At 49.8% G+C, this 16,990-nt stretch carries 19 protein-coding genes and 1 pseudogene; 1 reads left to right on the forward strand and 19 read right to left on the reverse strand.

Features of this window, described 5'->3' with window-relative positions:
• Window positions 1-150: 150 nt before the first annotated feature.
• Window positions 151-1,809, forward strand: coding sequence for a DUF2813 domain-containing protein (locus tag SPK40_RS07815; RefSeq protein WP_248142305.1), 1,659 nt, complete (start codon window positions 151-153; stop codon window positions 1,807-1,809).
• Window positions 1,810-1,836: 27 nt separating this feature from the next.
• Here the strand turns inward: SPK40_RS07815 and SPK40_RS07820 are convergent, their stop codons facing one another.
• The 19 genes and pseudogenes from SPK40_RS07820 to ycaC all read right to left on the reverse strand — a co-directional run bounded on the left by SPK40_RS07820 (window position 1,837) and on the right by ycaC (window position 16,959).
• Window positions 1,837-2,379, reverse strand: a complete 543-nt coding sequence (locus SPK40_RS07820) for a DUF3833 domain-containing protein (protein ID WP_330960049.1) — start codon at window positions 2,377-2,379, stop codon at window positions 1,837-1,839.
• A 42-nt stretch (window positions 2,380-2,421) separates the two neighbouring features.
• Entirely contained in the window at window positions 2,422-2,931 is a 510-nt protein-coding gene (locus tag SPK40_RS07825) for a chalcone isomerase family protein (protein WP_330960050.1), read from the reverse strand.
• Between the two features lie 12 nt (window positions 2,932-2,943).
• Window positions 2,944-3,456, reverse strand: coding sequence for a DUF2878 family protein (locus SPK40_RS07830; RefSeq protein ID WP_330960051.1), 513 nt, complete (start codon window positions 3,454-3,456; stop codon window positions 2,944-2,946).
• A complete protein-coding gene (locus tag SPK40_RS07835) occupies window positions 3,453-4,691 on the reverse strand; it encodes a cyclopropane-fatty-acyl-phospholipid synthase family protein (RefSeq protein WP_330960052.1) in 1,239 nt (412 codons plus the stop codon). Before SPK40_RS07835 ends, SPK40_RS07830 begins: the two co-directional genes overlap by 4 nt.
• 195 nt (window positions 4,692-4,886) lie before the next feature.
• A pseudogene (locus SPK40_RS07840) lies at window positions 4,887-5,642 on the reverse strand (DUF1365 domain-containing protein); the annotation flags it as partial.
• Window positions 5,639-6,925: an NAD(P)/FAD-dependent oxidoreductase gene (locus SPK40_RS07845; protein ID WP_330960053.1), complete on the reverse strand. Its 1,287-nt coding sequence runs from the start codon at window positions 6,923-6,925 to the stop codon at window positions 5,639-5,641. The gene SPK40_RS07845 and the pseudogene SPK40_RS07840, both read right to left, overlap by 4 nt.
• Window positions 6,925-7,653 (reverse strand): SDR family NAD(P)-dependent oxidoreductase, encoded by a 729-nt coding sequence (locus SPK40_RS07850; protein WP_330960359.1) that lies wholly within the window; start codon window positions 7,651-7,653, stop codon window positions 6,925-6,927. The genes SPK40_RS07845 and SPK40_RS07850 overlap by 1 nt, the downstream gene beginning before the upstream one ends.
• On the reverse strand, window positions 7,653-8,075 hold the full coding sequence (locus tag SPK40_RS07855; protein WP_248143319.1) for a nuclear transport factor 2 family protein: 423 nt from the start codon (window positions 8,073-8,075) through the stop codon (window positions 7,653-7,655). Before SPK40_RS07855 ends, SPK40_RS07850 begins: the two co-directional genes overlap by 1 nt.
• Before the next feature lie 104 nt (window positions 8,076-8,179).
• Window positions 8,180-9,646 carry a deoxyribodipyrimidine photo-lyase gene (gene phrB / locus SPK40_RS07860; protein ID WP_330960054.1) on the reverse strand — a complete coding sequence of 489 codons (1,467 nt, stop codon included), beginning with the start codon at window positions 9,644-9,646 and terminating at the stop codon, window positions 8,180-8,182.
• Complete coding sequence (locus SPK40_RS07865) at window positions 9,633-10,481, reverse strand: MerR family transcriptional regulator (RefSeq protein ID WP_248142286.1); 849 nt, start codon at window positions 10,479-10,481, stop codon at window positions 9,633-9,635. The genes phrB and SPK40_RS07865 overlap by 14 nt, the downstream gene beginning before the upstream one ends.
• Entirely contained in the window at window positions 10,471-11,445 is a 975-nt protein-coding gene (locus SPK40_RS07870; protein WP_330960055.1) for a YbgA family protein, read from the reverse strand. The genes SPK40_RS07865 and SPK40_RS07870 overlap by 11 nt, the downstream gene beginning before the upstream one ends.
• Before the next feature lie 305 nt (window positions 11,446-11,750).
• A complete protein-coding gene (locus tag SPK40_RS07875; RefSeq protein WP_248142284.1) occupies window positions 11,751-12,176 on the reverse strand; it encodes a YkvA family protein in 426 nt (141 codons plus the stop codon).
• Window positions 12,177-12,323: 147 nt separating this feature from the next.
• The gene (locus SPK40_RS07880) at window positions 12,324-12,791 is read right to left on the reverse strand and encodes a 2TM domain-containing protein (protein ID WP_248142283.1); all 468 of its coding nucleotides are present in this window, start codon (window positions 12,789-12,791) and stop codon (window positions 12,324-12,326) included.
• Between the two features lie 120 nt (window positions 12,792-12,911).
• On the reverse strand, window positions 12,912-13,157 hold the full coding sequence (locus SPK40_RS07885) for a Rho-binding antiterminator (RefSeq protein WP_330960056.1): 246 nt from the start codon (window positions 13,155-13,157) through the stop codon (window positions 12,912-12,914).
• Between the two features lie 57 nt (window positions 13,158-13,214).
• Entirely contained in the window at window positions 13,215-13,616 is a 402-nt protein-coding gene (locus SPK40_RS07890; protein WP_330960057.1) for a GNAT family N-acetyltransferase, read from the reverse strand.
• A 143-nt stretch (window positions 13,617-13,759) separates the two neighbouring features.
• Window positions 13,760-14,677 (reverse strand): aromatic amino acid DMT transporter YddG, encoded by a 918-nt coding sequence (gene yddG, locus SPK40_RS07895; protein ID WP_330960058.1) that lies wholly within the window; start codon window positions 14,675-14,677, stop codon window positions 13,760-13,762.
• A 78-nt stretch (window positions 14,678-14,755) separates the two neighbouring features.
• Complete coding sequence (locus SPK40_RS07900) at window positions 14,756-15,316, reverse strand: dihydrofolate reductase family protein (RefSeq protein WP_248142279.1); 561 nt, start codon at window positions 15,314-15,316, stop codon at window positions 14,756-14,758.
• A gap of 142 nt (window positions 15,317-15,458) precedes the next feature.
• Window positions 15,459-16,076 (reverse strand): homoserine/homoserine lactone efflux protein, encoded by a 618-nt coding sequence (gene rhtB, locus SPK40_RS07905; protein ID WP_330960059.1) that lies wholly within the window; start codon window positions 16,074-16,076, stop codon window positions 15,459-15,461.
• Window positions 16,077-16,332: 256 nt separating this feature from the next.
• Window positions 16,333-16,959 carry an isochorismate family cysteine hydrolase YcaC gene (ycaC, locus tag SPK40_RS07910; protein WP_330960060.1) on the reverse strand — a complete coding sequence of 209 codons (627 nt, stop codon included), beginning with the start codon at window positions 16,957-16,959 and terminating at the stop codon, window positions 16,333-16,335.
• Window positions 16,960-16,990 lie beyond the last annotated feature (31 nt).

The following is a 16,990-nucleotide window of genomic DNA, read 5'->3' on the forward strand; positions in this document are numbered from 1 at the left end:
CAATCCGGGCACGACATCACAAGTTGCATCATACTTTTATCATTCGTTATAAAAATCAACGGGTTCAGACAATTTTGTGACCATCTCCATGCACACATTGGCCGCGAATGCTATAGGCTTAGAAGAGAAGAAGAAAATGGCTGGTGAATTATGCATTTAAGCAGAATTGAAATTTCGGGTTTCAGAGGCATCAGACGCTTGTCTCTGACGCTGAATGAACTGACCGTGCTCATTGGTGAAAACACCTGGGGTAAATCGTCGCTGCTGGATGCGCTCAGTATTGCGCTGTCTCCTGACGGCAAATTCCATAACTTCAATTTCTCAGATTTTCACGCAGACTATTCTCTGGGCCACACCAAAGTCTCTCAGCTTCAGATCATTCTCAATTGGGTGGAAGATTATCCGGGTGAGCATAAAGCCAGAAGATACAAAGCCTTTGAGCCCGTCTGGGTTAACCTCGGGAAAGAAAACAAACAGCTTTACTACCAAATCAGCAGTGAGCGTGAAGAAGACAAAGTCACCACAGAGCGCAACTTCCTGAATACAAGCGGTGACATTATCCCGTGTAAAGAGACGCAAAAGCTCGTCAAACAGCTCATGGTACTCCATCCGATTGTACGTATGAGAGACGCAAGACAGATGCGGATGGACTGGAATGAGAAGCCGGATGAAAACAATCAGGAGCTGAAAAACGATATCAATATGCGCGTTGAACGACGGCTGGATAATACCTGTCGTCGTTTGTTGACCCGGCCCGGTTATGTCAGTGGGGATGAAATCAAAAGCAGCATCCGGGCATTACGGACGCTGGTAGAACATTACTTTGCATTCACACCGCACCACAAGGTTTCCCGTTCCGAGCATATTCACTTGCCCGAACATAACCAGTACTCCCCCAACCCATTGGAAATGCTTGCCCGTCCTGAAATGACCAAGCAAAACAAACTGGTTCTGATGGGGCTGATAAATGCCTATATCCGTGCCCGTGGTCCGGTTGAACTGAAACGTATCTCCCGTCCCATTATGGTACTGGAAGATCCGGAAGGTCGTCTTCATCCGATTATTCTGCACCAGGCCTGGGCATTTGTCGCAAACATGCCCATGCAGAAAATACTGACGACCAACAGTCCGGAGCTGGCTTCTGTCGTACCGCTTCACAGTATTAAAAAACTCAACCGGGAACCGGACAGAACCCGGGTCTACAGCCTGGATAAACACAGCCTGAGCCGTGATGAGCTGCGCCGGGTTGGTTTTCATGTCCGGTTACACCGTCCTGCGGCGCTCTATGCCCGCGCCTGGCTGTTGGTCGAAGGTGAAACGGAAGTCTGGCTGTTGAATGAATTCGCTTATCGTTGCGGTTATAACTTTGCTTCTGAAGGGGTGCAGGTTATCGAATTCGCCCAAAGCGGTTTAAGGCCTATCATCAAGATTGCCAAACTGATGGGCATCGAATGGCATGTAATTACTGATGGAGATGCCGCCGGGAAAAAATATGCAGAAACGGTCCGCCATATGCTGGGCAGTGAATCTGACAAACACCGGCTGACCATGCTCCCTGATCTGGATATTGAGCATTATCTGTTTAACCACGGTTATGAGCCCTTGTTCCGGAGACTGGCCCGTGTCTCTGCCGATTATCCGGCACCACCGAAGAAAATTATTCAGAAAGCCCTGAAACATCATGCGAAGCCGGATGTCGCGCTGGCCATGGTTGAATTTACAGACAGCAGTGAAATCGACCATATACCGACCCTGCTCAGATGGCTGCTGAAACGTATGGTTGCCCTGGCCCGGGCCGCAACGTCGTAACACGAAGCACCACCACCAGTGACGCTGTCACCCCTTTTCAAAAAACAGGGTGACAGTGCCGACATGAAATCCCCATTTACTCATCCGGGCCACATTGAACATCCGGAAATCATCCTGCAGAAACATCCAGTCATCAAAAGCGATATCGTACGTGGTGTCATCAACCGGGACCCGCAGCGTATACTGCCAGTTCAGAGCATTTCCCTGTACTTCCCCGGTTGCTTCCCCGACAACATCACCGGCTGTACCGGTCAGCCGCCCATTAACGTGCCGGGTAATCGTCCAGATCCGTTGCTGCTTTTCACCATCATCGAAGACAAAATGTTCTTCCAGCGTCAGCACATTGCCTTGAATCGTTCCGGTAATATCCACCGAAAAACGGCGGGTTTGCTTCCCCGAGCGATCCTGGAGCATTCCCCAGGCCTTCACATTGCCCTCAAAATAATGGAACAGATCCAGCTTCGGACGTTGATACTGATGTTCTTCCACTGACGTCGAACAACCACTGAGTACCGATATGCCAAGCCATATCAAAATGAACAAAACCGGTAATCTGATCATACGTTGCATACTGATTCTCCTGACAATGAGTGAAAGCTGAACGATGTTTCGCTATGCCTGACCAATCAGCTGCTTTCTGAGTTCAGGGTATTCTGTATCGGGTGAGAGCCAGATATTCAGAAATGCTTTTGCCATTTCCTGATCACTGACTTCACCAATCAGCCGATTGTCCTGATAAAAAGTGCCGCCGGCAGGATGGACCACGAAAATCAACCGATCCCCCTGACGCACATCCGGCCAGATATCAGCCAGAACCCTCAGCCAACGCTGCCGCTTCATTGCAGGGAAACCTAACTTTTGCCATTGCTCATCCGTTGCTTCCAGCAAGTCGTCTTTAGGTATATTCCGCCGATATTTGATCACCAGCGCTAAAGATGACACCTGGTCCGGTTCATATTGCCCGGAAGGTGAGCGGAGCTGAGAATCGTATATGACCCAGGGTCCCCATTTTAAAGTGGCTTCACCAACGGTCGGCCACATCTGCCAGGGGCCCGTCGCCAGCGCTGACAGCGGGGTCAGAAGCATGAGTAAACCCAGCCCGGAACATTTCAACAGACGCATGACACTTCTCCTCTATCGAAGTCGCCAAATCCATACCAGAACCAGCGCAGTGAAAGCCAGCCAGCAACCGCTGACAATCAGAAAGGTAATTTTTGTCCCCAGCGGCCAAACAATAGCACCCAGTTTTAGGCCTGCTAGATAGCTGCTTGCGCCGCCCAGGCTTCCTGCGAATAACAAGATCACAACTGAATAGCATCTTAAGTTGCGATGAATGAACCAGAGGAAACTGGTAAACCCCAACCACAAGGCTGCCAGCCAGAGCGGGATCAAGCCGCCCTCAAACTGATAAATTCCCAACCAGAGCAGGAGGCTGTCCATTGCACAACCCAGCATGGCTACAGGCAAAACAAAGAACAGCGACTGCGGATAACGTCCCCAGCAAGTCAGCAATGACAACCCAAGCAGCCACAGCCAATCATTCTGGCCCACGACGGCCACGATCCAGAACAGGTTGAATACCAGCCCGGAGACAATCAGCGCTTTTGTCGAACGCGCTGTGTTTTCCCGCAACTGAAGTGCGTTCATGCTCCCCATCTCGGCCTGCTGGCAAGTACCTGAACCGTACTGATCGTCTGCTCTCTGAACCCGCCTTCGCAGTAACACAGGTAATAACGCCACATCCGGATGAAACGTTGGTCAAATCCCTGTTTGATTAACTGCTCAGTACTGGCGTTAAACAACTGATGCCAGTCCGCCAGAGTACGCGCGTAATCCAGACCGATATCTTTCAGATCTCTCAGTACAAAATCGCTGTACTGTGTCAGGCTCTGCGCCAAATGTGTGACTGAAGGTAAGAAACCGCCGGGAAAGATATGTTTCTGAATAAAATCAACTCCTTTGCTGTAACTTTCAAAACGCTGATCCGCTATGGTGATCGCCTGAATCGCGAAAAGACCGCCGGCTTTGAGCAAAGACTGACACTTCCGGATATAAGTCGCGAGATAGGCTTTCCCCACCGCTTCAATCATTTCGACCGAGACCAGTTTGTCGTATTGTCCGGTCAGCTCCCGGTAATCCTGACGCAGCAAGGTAATCCGATCTGCCAGCCCCTCTTGTTCCACCCGGGCTTTGGCATATTCATACTGCGCATCTGAAATGGTGGTGGTCGTTACCCGACACCCGTAATGTTTGGCCGCATGAATCGCCATCGCGCCCCAGCCGGTTCCGATCTCAAGCAGATGATCCGAGGGTTTTAATTCCAGTTGCCGGCATAACCGGTCCATTTTATTGAACTGGGCCTGCGTCAGAGATGCGCTCTCTGAATCGTAAATTGCACAGGAATACAGCATTTGCGGGTCTAGGAATGTGCGGTAAAAATCATTGCCCAAATCATAATGAGCCAGAATGTTTTTCTTCGAACCGGCTTTATCATTCCGTCGGTTCAGATGCAGCCAGTGTTCACGGATTCGGGTCAGCCAACTGGTCTTCGCCTCCAGTGTATCCAGCATGGTCAGATTACGGGCCAGTACCTGCACGACAGCAGTGATATCCGGCGAATCCCACCAGCCATCCATATAGGCCTCACCGGCAGCAATACTGCCGCCTTGCAGCAGTCTGCGATAGAGCGCAGGATCTTTGACCAGAACATATGCCTGACAATCGGCAGTCTCATCCCCGAACCTGTGCGTATCTCCCCGGCTGTCAACCAAAGTCAGTCCGGCATAGCGAAGTTGCTTCAGCAGCGTAAAAACCAGTGTCCGGGCAACTGAGCCGGCTTCCGGTTTCGTACTGTATCTGCTTTTCGTTTCTGTATTCGACATTGTCTGACCTCAGCGATGTGTTGAATGATGTTGCCCGGCATCCTGCCCTGGCTTATACACGGACTTTTGTATCGGGTCGTTCCCGGAACTTTGAAAAGGGGGTTGCACATTCCCCTGAATAGAACCGGATATCACATCCGGTACTGAATCGTGTTTTGAATCGCCTTCTTTTGGCGATGCATGTGCTGCCGTGTGCGGATGTCCGTGAAACGGAACCCCTTTCCACCACAGTTTCATTGCCTGCCAGTAAATTCCGGCAACCACTTTCAGGGTTTGAACCGGCGTCTGACGCAGCAAACGCCACAGCACGTTCGTGCGAAAATCCTGTCTGCGCAAAGCCATGGTGGCATCCATCACCACATCACCAGCGTCAGTATCATGAATATCCAAATGAACAAGCAGTTGATTTTCTGAAACTTTCAAACGCCAAAAATAATGCTGAGCCATTGGATTGAAGGGCGACACATGAAAAGCCTTGTTCTGAAACCATTGCTTTTCATGCCAGTCCGACACAGCAGGCACAGCATAAAAATGACGCTGGTTCCACGGGGTGTTGCTGACTTCAGCCAGCAGCCAGCGCCATTCGCCCTGTTCGTTGAAACAGTAATAAAGGTTGATCGGACTAAAATAGATTCCGAAATAACGTAACTGACAAAGTTGCTTTACTCTGCCGCCGGTCAGTTGCTCCCCCGTCAGCTTGAAGACTTTGTCCAAAACCTTGTCTTTCAGGGGGCCCGTCCCTTCACCGCGCAGGTAATCTTCCCGCCGCCACCTTGCCGGGTGATACCAGCGTTGTCCGAACCCGCGCACCTGAGTACACAGCAGATCCAGCTCATCGAGATCGATCAAGGGCATGAACATGGGATAGCTGAACGCATGCTTTGCCGAAGTAAAACGACGGTGACGGACTTGCCCGACATACAGACCGCTCTGTAAGCTGCTCAGATTCATGAGACGAACTCCGAACGATCACGGGCTGTATCTCTCTTCAGGATTTCAATCTCTCTGACCACGTCCAGTGCACTCCGGACCCCATCTTCGTGAAAACCGTTATACCAGTACGCCCCGCAAAACCAGTATCCTTGCTTACCGTTGATCAGTTCACGCTGCTGTTGTGCTGCAATGGATGCGACATTGAAAACCGGATGCGCATAAGTAAACCGACGCAGGATCTTTTCAGGATCAATATCCTGAGTCCGGTTCAGGGTCACACAGAAGGTTTCCGGTGCTGACAGCCCCTGCAGAATGTTCATGTTGTAGGTCACGCTCGCAAGCCGGTGTTCGTGGTCAGCTGCATGCGGGAGGTGGTAATTCCATGCCGCCCAGGCACGTCTGGTATTCGGTAACAGGTTCGTATCGGTATGCAGAACAACCTCATTGTCCTGATAAGGAATGGCCCCCAATACCCGTGATTCCTGCACCGTTGGATCGGCAAGCATCGACAGAGCCTGATTGCTGTGACAGGCAAATATCACCTGATCGAACAAGTGAGTGCCCTGTGACGTTGATACCGCAATGGCTGGCCCGCAACGCTCAACACGGCGAACCGGTTGGTTCAGGTGGATCCGATCCTCAAAATCCCGGACCAGACTCCGGACATATTCCCGGGAACCGCCCGGAACGACAAACCACTGCGGTCGGTTGGTCACTTCCAGTAACCCATGATGACGAAAGAAACGCGCGAAAAACGGGAACGGAAACGCCCGCATGTCCGACAGAGTTGAGGACCAGATCGCGGCTCCCATGGGCAAGATGTAGTTCTGGCAGAAAAACGGACTGAATTCATGCAGGCTCAGGAACTCACCCAGCGTGATATGATTCATTTCGTCCAGACTGGCTTCTCTGGCAAGCTGGTTAAACCTCAGGATCTCGCCGATAAACCGGTAATACCGGGGACTGAAAAAATTCCGCCACTGAGCAAACATAGACAGCGCATCATGACCGTTATATTCCAGTCCGATGGCTTCATTCTGAACACTGAAGCTCATTTCAGTCGGCTGACGGCCAATACCGATTTCCCGCAGCAAGTCTTCAAAATTCGGATAAGTCCTGTCATTAAATACAATAAAACCGGTGTCGATTGCATAGCATCCGCTTTCCACCTCAACATCGACGGTCGCGGTATGTCCGCCAATATAGTCATTCGCCTCAAAAACAGTGATGTCATGGCGTTCGCGCAGTTTCCAGGCACAGGTCAGTCCCGCAATACCGGTTCCGATAATGGCTATCTTCATTATTTTGTTCCTGTCATTCGTTTCACGATCGCCAGCTGCAACGGCATAGGGAGCAGCGACAGAAATTTCAGATACCCGCTGAACAGTGGCGGGAAATGAATTTGGGACTTCCGTTTTTCAATTCCCTGACGAATTTTGTGCGAAGCATATTCAGTGCTCACCCGCATCGGCATTTCAAAATCATTTTTATCCGTCAGCGGGGTTTCAACGAATCCCGGGGAGACCAGCGTGATTGTGATCCCTCGTCTTGCCAGGTCCAGTTTCAGACTGTTGGTCAGATAATCGACTGCGGCTTTTGATGCCCCATAAGCCTCGGTCCGCGGGAGTGGAACAAAGGATGCCGATGAACTGACCATCACCAAATGGGTCGTTTCCGTAAAATGAGGCTGCATGGCCTCAATACAGTTCAGCAGGCCGAAGAAATTGACATCAAACACACGATGAAACAAAGCCACATCCACTTCACCGTGCTCGATATACTCACAGGTGCCCGCGTTCAAAATGATCAGATTTGGCCTGACGGTCGGATCGCCCAAGGCATCATGCGTTGCCTGATAATCAGAAATATCAAAGGCCAATGGCGTGATCCGTTCACTGACATTTGCAACCTGCTGCAACTTTTCCAGTGATCGTCCGCAGGCAATCACCTGCCAGCCTTCAACGGCATAATCTTTCGCCAGCTGAGCGCCGATGCCGGAGCTGGCGCCAGTGATCAGCACAGTCGACATCATGACAAGCCTGCCTTAATGGTTTTGATGACCCGGCCCAGTATAGGGATACCTTCGTACACCATTTCTCCCAGATCGAAATAGTCACGATGGTAAATCACCCGGTTCTCCTGAAACCGGAGCACAGAACAGCCTTGCACCTGACGAAGCTGGCCCTGATCAATCCGGGGATGGGCGAAATTCATGGTCCAGACCACGCAGCCCTGTTGTTGATCGGCCTGGTTCTGAACTAGGGTCTGATGAATATCAAACCGGCAATGTGTCACATGTTTGTATAACTGAAGGAAGTAATCATCAAGTGCTTGCCAGCCCATCACCCGGTGAGCCGGATCTTCAAACACCACATCCGGATGATAAAGATCCGCCAGACTGGCCAGGTTGTGTTTATCCAGATTGGTGTAGAGCCGGACAAAAGTGTCCATGACGGTTTCCGTTTCCGGGACATCCTCTCCCCGGACAACATGGGTGCTGTTCAGATCGCTCATGGGTTTGCTCCCTTCAGTGATTGCGAAATCCTTCGCTGGCTTCAGTTCGCTTCTGCTGCAGCTTTTGCCTGTTTAAATACTTCAATCGCATGCAGTCTTGCCGATTTGTGATCCACCATCGGTGGCGGATAATCAAGGTTTTTCACATCAGGCCAGTCATAAGGGTTATGAATATATTTATCCGGGACATGGGCCAGCTCTTTCACCCAGGTCCGGATAAACGCACCACTCGGGTCAAACTTTTTGCCCTGTGCGGTCGGATTAAAGACCCGGAAGTAAGGCTGAGCATCAGTCCCAGTCGAGGCCGCCCATTGCCAGCCGCCATTGTTGGATGCCAGATCGCCATCGATCAGATGCGACATGAACCATTTCTCGCCTTCCCGCCAGTGAATCAGCAAATCCTTGGTCAGAAAGCTGGCCGTAATCATCCGCAGCCGGTTATGCATCCACCCGGTTGCTTTCAGCTGTCGCATCGCGGCATCCACTATCGGAAATCCGGTCTGCCCGTGCTGCCATTGTTCCAGAGCAGTTTGATTCGCATGCCACCGGACTTTTCTTGTCCAGTTAACAAATGGCTGCTCCCGGCTGACTTGCGGATAAGCCTCAATCAGATGCCGGTAAAACTCCCGCCAGATAATTTCATTGAGCCAGATAAAGGGCCCTTCTTCCTGTTTCTCCAGCGTATTCGGATACTCATGCAATACAGCAGTGACACACTGACGCGCTGAAATGGCGCCAACAGCCAGATACGGCGACAAACCGCTGGTACCATCGACAGCCGGAATATCCCGCTGCTCGCCGTAATCCTGAATTTTTTCAATGCAAAAGCGCATCAGACGCTGCCGGACTGAGGATTCATCAACCGGCCACTGGCTGCTGTCTGCTTCCGGGTAAGCCAGACAATCACGGCTGAGACTTTCATCCAGATCAGTGCCGAACGCACTCATATTGTCTGGATGCGCAACAGCCTCTGGAACAGGCTGGGCCCATGCCGGGCTGAGGAGAAACTGTTCAATCCAGGTCCTCCGAAAAGGGGTATAAACTTTAAAAGGGTCGCCCTGCCGGTTGAGCACCTGCCCGGCCGGAATGACACAGGTATCTTCAAACACACTGAATTTGATCCCGGCGCTTTTTAAAGCCCGCCCCACAGCCAGATCGCGCTGTTTTTCATTCCACTCGTACTGTTTATTACAGAACACATGGGTTACCTGCCATGCATTCGCCAGAGCGGTAATGGATTCCGGGATCGCTGCAAAATCAGCAACGGTTTCGACCCGCAGAGGGATATTGCAATCGGCCAGCTGGGATTGCAGTTCGATTAAACGACGACGAATGAAATCGATCTGAATCGGCGCGGTATCATGCCTTGCCCATTGTTCAGGCGTTGCATAAAACACCGCAAGCACCGGTTTGTTCTGCCGACAGGCCTGAATCAATGCGGTGTTATCCACGGTTCTCAAATCGGCCCGGAACCACATCAGACTGGTCTGTGTCTTACTGCTCGCCATCGTTCTGAACTCCTGTCGGTGGTTTCTGCCAGCCTGCATGAATCACAGCGATACTGCCGTTCAGCTGAACGGGACAATGGAATTCATCATGCAATCGAGACAGTTGTTTCAAAATCGCCTGAGGCAATTTACTTTCACCCATGACAACCACTTTTTCGAATTGCTGCTGAGCAACCGCGGCCTCCAGCCCATGCAACTTTCCGTTGAACGGTAAGTTCTCCAGAATTGTGACGCTGTCACCTTCACTACTCATCGCCAGGGCAGCCAACCAGATCGTGTGCGTCATACCATCCTGCGCAGGCTCAAAACTTAAAAGCAGGGCTTTTTTACCGTTGCGTTTGCGATTTTTGGAAATCAGACCGGCGCACCGTTCGATCAGCGCCGACTGCCACAACGCTTTCTGTATCGCACTGAGTGGATTTGCCGGATCCTTGACCTGCTTATCGACAGGCTCAACCACGTTTTCAATAAACATAGGCAGCGGGTACTCTTTCATCAGCTGAGTTAACAGCTGCTCCAGTTTCCCCCGGCGACATTCCGACAGCGCCGTCAACACAGGTTCAACCCATTCATTCTGCTCACTCTGACTGAGCGGCGCTTCCATGCCTCCTTCCAGTAAGGGACGCACTTTACTGATCGCAACACCTTTCTCCAGCCAGGACAGAATCAGCTGTATTCTTTCAATATCTTCCCGGGTGTATAACCGGTGACCTTTTTCAGTGCGCTGTGGCTTGATCAAACCATAGCGTCGCTGCCATGCACGCAAGGTGACCGGATTCACTCCCGTCAGTTCAGAAACTTCCCGTATTGCAAACAATTGAATTTCAGAGGCCATAACGTAATTTCAACTCCTCCGGATACGGATTGAGAAAGGTCTGCAATTGCAGATACGGATCCGGATATTCTTTCAGGTAATGTTTAATCAGTGCCAAAGGGACAAGAATTGGCTGATGACCCAGTCGATAGCTCTGAATCAGGTCATGAAGCTCCTGCTTTTGACGGCTGGTCAGACTGCGTTTGAAATAGCCCTGGAGATGCATCAGCACATTGGTATTGTTGCGACGGTTGGCGCGTTGACGCAGTGCATCCATTAACTGCTGACGATATTCGGTAAAGAATTCATCCAGATCCCAGTTTTTGATGCCTGCCACCAGCTGCCCCATGGCTTTGTAGGCCGCAGGGCAATGTGCCATCAAAACGAATTTATAGCGTGAGTGGAATTTGATGAATGCATCCAGCGAAAGCCGTTGTGCCACACTTTGATAGAAATCATGCAGCGCATAAATGCGGAACACGAAGTTTTCCCGAAGCACAGGATCCTGGAGCCTTCCGTCTTCTTCCACCGGCAGCCAGGGCATTGCGGTCATCAGTTTTTGAGTAAAGACACCGACAGTTCCTCCCGGAACCGTATTGCCATTCGGGATGTACAATTTCACCCGTTCCATCCCGCAGGTCGGAGATTTTGCACAAACAACAAAGCCACACAGTTCGTTGAGCCCTGAAACGTGCTTTTCAGCAAATGTCTGCATCTGACGAGTGTAATCCTGCTGCCCATGCTTACTGTCAACCAGACGGGGTTCGTTTTCTGTCAGCACCAAGCGAACCGTGGGACGCGGGACAGGCAAACCAATCGCCATTTCAGGGCAGACCGGACGAAAACGGACATATTTTGCCAGCTCGTCAGTGACAAAACGGTTTCGTTTGTGGCCGCCATCAAAGCGAACCTGTTCACCCAGCACACAAGCACTGATTCCAACCGGAATCCTTCTTTCACTGTCAGCCGTCTCAAACCGAGTCATCTCACACCTGTACAAAAATATTTCTTGTACAAGAATGGTAGTCAAACACACCAGGTTGTACAAGTTTTTATTTTGTACAACGTGTACAAGTCTTTATGAAATGATTGCAGAGGTATCTCATAAATTGAAAGTCAGGCTCATCACGACAAGAGAGAAAAAGCCCGTACCTTTTCATATCCGCGAAAAATCCTTAAACGATCAAGTGAGACTGAGCGATGATTGCGTTTTCCGCAGTGGAAGAACGAATGATGTGATAAGCCAGAGGTGGCTCATCACCTGCTGTAGTCAACCGAAGAGAACCGAAATTACATTTTTTGTCCGTCAGTTCTGACATGATGCTCTTGCTTTGCCTGCCAGGCTTCAAAATCATCCAGATCCTGCTGTACCAGTTTGAGACAAACAGCCAGAATCAGTGCATCATCGGTGAAGCCCAGAAAAGGAATAACATCCGGCAGCACATCCAGCGGATTAAAGACGTACAGCAAAGCCGTAACGATAGCAGCAATGGTGAACCATGGGATTTCCCGATACTCCCCTCGCCAGTATGCCTTGACCAGCCGATACATAGACTTCACCACATTGAAGTACTGGCGCAACGAACCATTTTTCTGCACTTTCGCTTCGATGTCCTGCTCTTTCTCCAGTACTCGCTCAATGTCTTTATCGGTGACTTTCCTGGACGAATTTTCCAGTTTTACTTTTGCTTCCTGCTCACCGAACTTGCCCGCCATATGCAACACCTCTGACTTTTTGTCTTCTTCAGTTAACTATGGCTGCGCGAGAACAAATTGTCACCACCTCAGCCATTTTCCAACAGCAATAAAAAAGGCCGGCAACAGATACCGGCCTTTTCACTCAGGCGAATGCACACCATAGGATTACAACTTACGTCCCAAGCGTTTTTCGACCTGTTTCTTTTCCCAGTCTGTGCTGAAGAAACTAAATACCTCGAAAGTATTCGCTGCCTGAATCGCCACCCCAATCCCCCAGCCCATTGCCGGCCACCAGGCCCAGATATAGTCAGGGTTTGTGACAAAATTAATGACAAATAAAACACCAATCACCAGGCAGTAGGTGATTAAGTGGGAATAAAAAGCTTTGATATCGCGCACATAAGACAATGCACGTTTTTCTTCTTCGGTCACTGCGTTGTCGTTGTTCATGTCAGGCTCCTGTTTCAGTTCATTAATATCAACTTCGAAAACAGCCGCGAATGACTTCAGGGTTTCTAAACCGGCATTTCCACCTCGCTCAATCCGCTGGATAGTCCGGACACTGACACCACTCAGCTGGGCTAACTGTTCCTGAGACCAACCTCGCTGTAATCTGAGCTTTCTGATAATCATTTTTCAAATTCCTTTTGCTGTTTCGTTGTCACTGTATCGTTTTTACGACCTGACAGGTGACGACATTCGCCCGACATGAACCTGACACTCCTTTTATTTCAATAAGTTAAATCCAAAACTTTATTGAAAGACGACAACATCAAAGTGAGCATTTGGCCGGGTCGCTGCCATACTGACCAGCTCATCCAGGATCACAATGTGTAAACCATTGGCTGTTTTGACTGACATACATTCCTGCCTTGCTGCATTGCGAAGCGTGTCTGCAGCCTCACCAATCACCACACCACCATTTTGCAGTATGAGTTTCACCGGCAACTTGTACAAACAGGCAATTTCAATGTAATCATATTGCTGGCAGGAAATCATGCACACTTCTCCTTCCGGGCACCGCTCACAGAATCGAAAGTCGATTCTCCCGGTCCGTTACTTTTTCACCCAATACATGCCTTCAGATTTCGGCCTTGACAGCTGAAAACCAAATTTTTCATACAGTGCAGGGACATCTGCCATCAAAGACACATAAGAACGGGGAAATGCTTCCCGGTCGAGATAGGCCATGATGTATTCCATGATCTGCCGACCCAGTCCTTTGCCCTGATGTTCAGGGTCGACTGCAACATCAACGATCTCAAAATTGATGGCACCGTCTCCAATCACACGGCCCATCGCAATTGCTTGACCTTCATAAAGGATATGGATGCCGTACAAACTGTTCGGCAGCCCCTTCACGGCCGCCTCATAGGAACGGGGAGACAAACCAGAAATTTCGCGTAAACGCAGAAAATCTTCCGGAGCGACAACTTGCTCAACCATCTGGTATCCCATTGATTCACTTTCCTTTTTATCATTTCAATCAGTGCAGGATTCTAACAAGCCAGAACAAATTAAACATCAGCGTAAAAAGGAAAATCTGAACACTCATGCGTATAAAAAAATCCGCACTTCAGTGCGGATTTTCAGAATAAAGCTCAGGCTTGTTCTTCCTGTAGCAGTTCCCCGGCAGGCTTTTCCCGGGTCAGCCACCAGCACAGTAAAGAAGCGAGGGTGACCATGACTACGCCCTGCCAGAACGTGGCCGTCAATTCTAAACCCAGTAAATAGGCCGACAGAAAAGTCGAAAACACCGGTACAAAATAAGACAGCGTCGCCAGCAGCACCATGTTTCCGCCAATAATCCCGATGTTCCATAATGCATATCCGCCTCCCATCGCCAGGCCTGCCAACAGCAGATCCCAGATGACGGGCAAGGTCCATTGCATTGCGGGCTCCTGAGTGAACAGATATTTGATCCACAATGCCACCGCAGTTGCAGCAAAAAACCAGGTGATTGCATTTTTGCCGTTCGACATCCCGCGGGTAATATTGCAGTAAATCGCCCAGATAAAGGCCCCGCAGAGCGCCAACGAATAACTCACCGGATTACTCTGAACATTCGCCGTCAGTTGGCTGACTGATAAGCCACTATCACCGGACACTGTCCAGGCTACCCCGAAAAAAGACAACAACAGTGATGGATACAACAGCCAGCTGACCCGCCGACGGGACAACAGCACAGCGAACAAAACGGTCAGACAAGGCCAAAGGTAATTGATGAGTCCCATTTCGACCGCTTGTAATCTGTCATTTGCCATCCCTAAAGCCAGTGCCAGGCACATTTCATAGCTGACAAACAATGCTCCGCCAATCAACAAATAACGGGATGAGAACGAGGACAACTTTGGTAAACCAACAGTGAATATCAGGATGACTGTACTGACCGTGTAAATCATAGCTGCGCCGCCCACAGGACCGAGTTGTTCGGTCACACTGCGTATCAGCGCAACAACACTGCTGAAGAGAAAAATCGCGCCACAACCGGCTAAGGTAAAATGATTCTTGCCAGACACTGCTCAACCCTGAATTTTTATATCTTGAATGAAAGGATCAACAGTGCCTGATCTTCACGCGCATCACAAGATCAGGATTCAACATTCATACTCAGGGGTATATTTCAGAAGTGCCATATCCTTACTCAGCTTTTGTGCGACCTGTAGTGCCAATTTTTGTTTGGTTTTGACGCCTTCAAAAGCACGCTTTTCCTGCGTGCCGATAAAAGGCATGACCAGCAGGTGGTATTCGTTAATCAAAGCGGCTTCCACTAAAGCTGCACCTAAAGCTGGACTGTCGAATAACACGACAGTCCCGGACACCCCATTCAGGAACTGACTCACCTGGTCGATGCCCTCACCACAGATCACTTCTGTATTGTGCCAGGCATAAGTTAACGGCTGAGAAGAAACGACATACTTCGGAATCGACTGTAACTCCAGAGCCAGGTACTGCATATACTTGGGTAAATCTGACTTTGTGACTGCTTCCGGCCAATAAGGCGTCAGCAAATCATACGTTGCCCGCTCCAGTAAAAACGCGTCAGCAGAGAGAAGAACTTCCAATGCATACTCATAACGCGACTGGTCTGCCACCCGATCCTCGGGATGGCAGTAACCATTTAAAGACATATTCAAAGAATAAATCAGATGAGCCATGGGAACCTCCTGTTGTCATGACGACCACGGAGGATTCTCCGCGCGACTGTGATACCAGTATTTGCAGAGAGTGTTACTTTTGCCAGTTTATCGGTCAGAAAAGAGAGATAAAAAGGCTAAGCTTTTCCTGATAAATCAATCACTATTGTTCTGCACGTGCCAGCAGGACGCCCATAGAAACAAATAAAGAACCAAAAATACGATTCAGCGATTTCATGGTTGCAGGGCTGGTCAGATAAGGTTTTGCGACACTCGCCATGAAGGCGTAACCCAGCATGACGCAGGTATCAACCAACACGACCGTCACACCCAGAACCAGATATTGCATCGCCATTGCCTGTTGCGGGTCAATAAACTGAGGCAGAAATGCCGCCAGGAAAATGATCGACTTCGGATTCATTATATTGACGATATAACACTGGCGGATCAGCGCTTTCGTGTTGACGACAGTGTCTGTTTCACTGACCGTCTCTCGCTTCGCCATCAGAATTTTCGTGACACCGATATAGATCAGATACGCAGCACCCACATATTTAATGACCGTAAATGCCGTCGCAGAGGACGCCAGCAAAGCTCCCAATCCAAAAGATACAATCAGCAAATGAGATATCAGCGCCAGTTGCAACCCGACAATCCCTTTGATTGCAGTTTTAAACCCGGCATTCAGAGAGTTACTGATCGATGCCACTGTCCCAGCCCCAGGCGCCAGACTAAACACAACACAGGCAGCAAAAAAGGTGAACCAAAGAGAGATTGCCATACGAAATCCTTATACGACAAGGTTGAAAACAGAGGCGTATCAATACCGCATCCCTGTCATCTGCGCAAGCATCACACTGTCCTGAGGTGGTCAGACTGAAATGAGAAGAGGAAATGAATCAATCGGATTCACCCTGAAAAGGCTCTTCGGTATATGCCGATGCGAAACCGTTTCAATGGATTTACCCAATATGGATGTACCAAACAGTGATTCTCCAGAGTGATGATGGCTTTCCAGCTCATCATCACTACCGGTGTCATTTTCCTTGCTGAAGCGTAAAGTAACTGTTCATTAAGTTCCTGTAATCAGGAATATGATTGGAAAACAGCGTTCCCAGTCCTTCAATGTCGTTTCGCCAGTCACGATGTAATTCACAGGCCGCGCCAAACCAGGTCATCATCTGAGCCCCCGCCGCCGACATCCGATCCCACGCGGCATCACGAGTCATCGCGTTAAAGGTGCCGGAAGCATCGGCAATCACGAAAACTTCATATCCGGCTTCAATCGCAGACAGCACCGGAAACGCGACGCAGACTTCCGTCACCACACCCGCCACAATCAGCTGCTTTTTCCCGGTCGCTTTCACGGCCGCAACAAAATCGTCATTATCCCATGCATTGATCTGCCCTGGTCTTGCTATATATGGGGCATCAGGAAACATTTCTTTCAGTTCAGGCACTAAAGGGCCGTTCGGACCTTGCTCAAAACTCGTTGTTAAAATTGTGGGTAATTTAAAATAAAGCGCCATATCGGCTAAAGCCAGGACGTTGTTTTTAAACTTATCCGGGTCTATATCTCTGACCAGGGATAAGAGTCCGGTTTGATGGTCCACCAGAAGCACTGCCACATTGTCTTTATCCAATCGAACATATGGGTTACTCATCAGAGCTCTCCTTAGATTTGATGCTGAATAG

This window comes from Photobacterium sp. 53610 (assembly GCF_036409375.1).
Taxonomy (GTDB): Bacteria; Pseudomonadota; Gammaproteobacteria; order Enterobacterales; family Vibrionaceae; genus Photobacterium.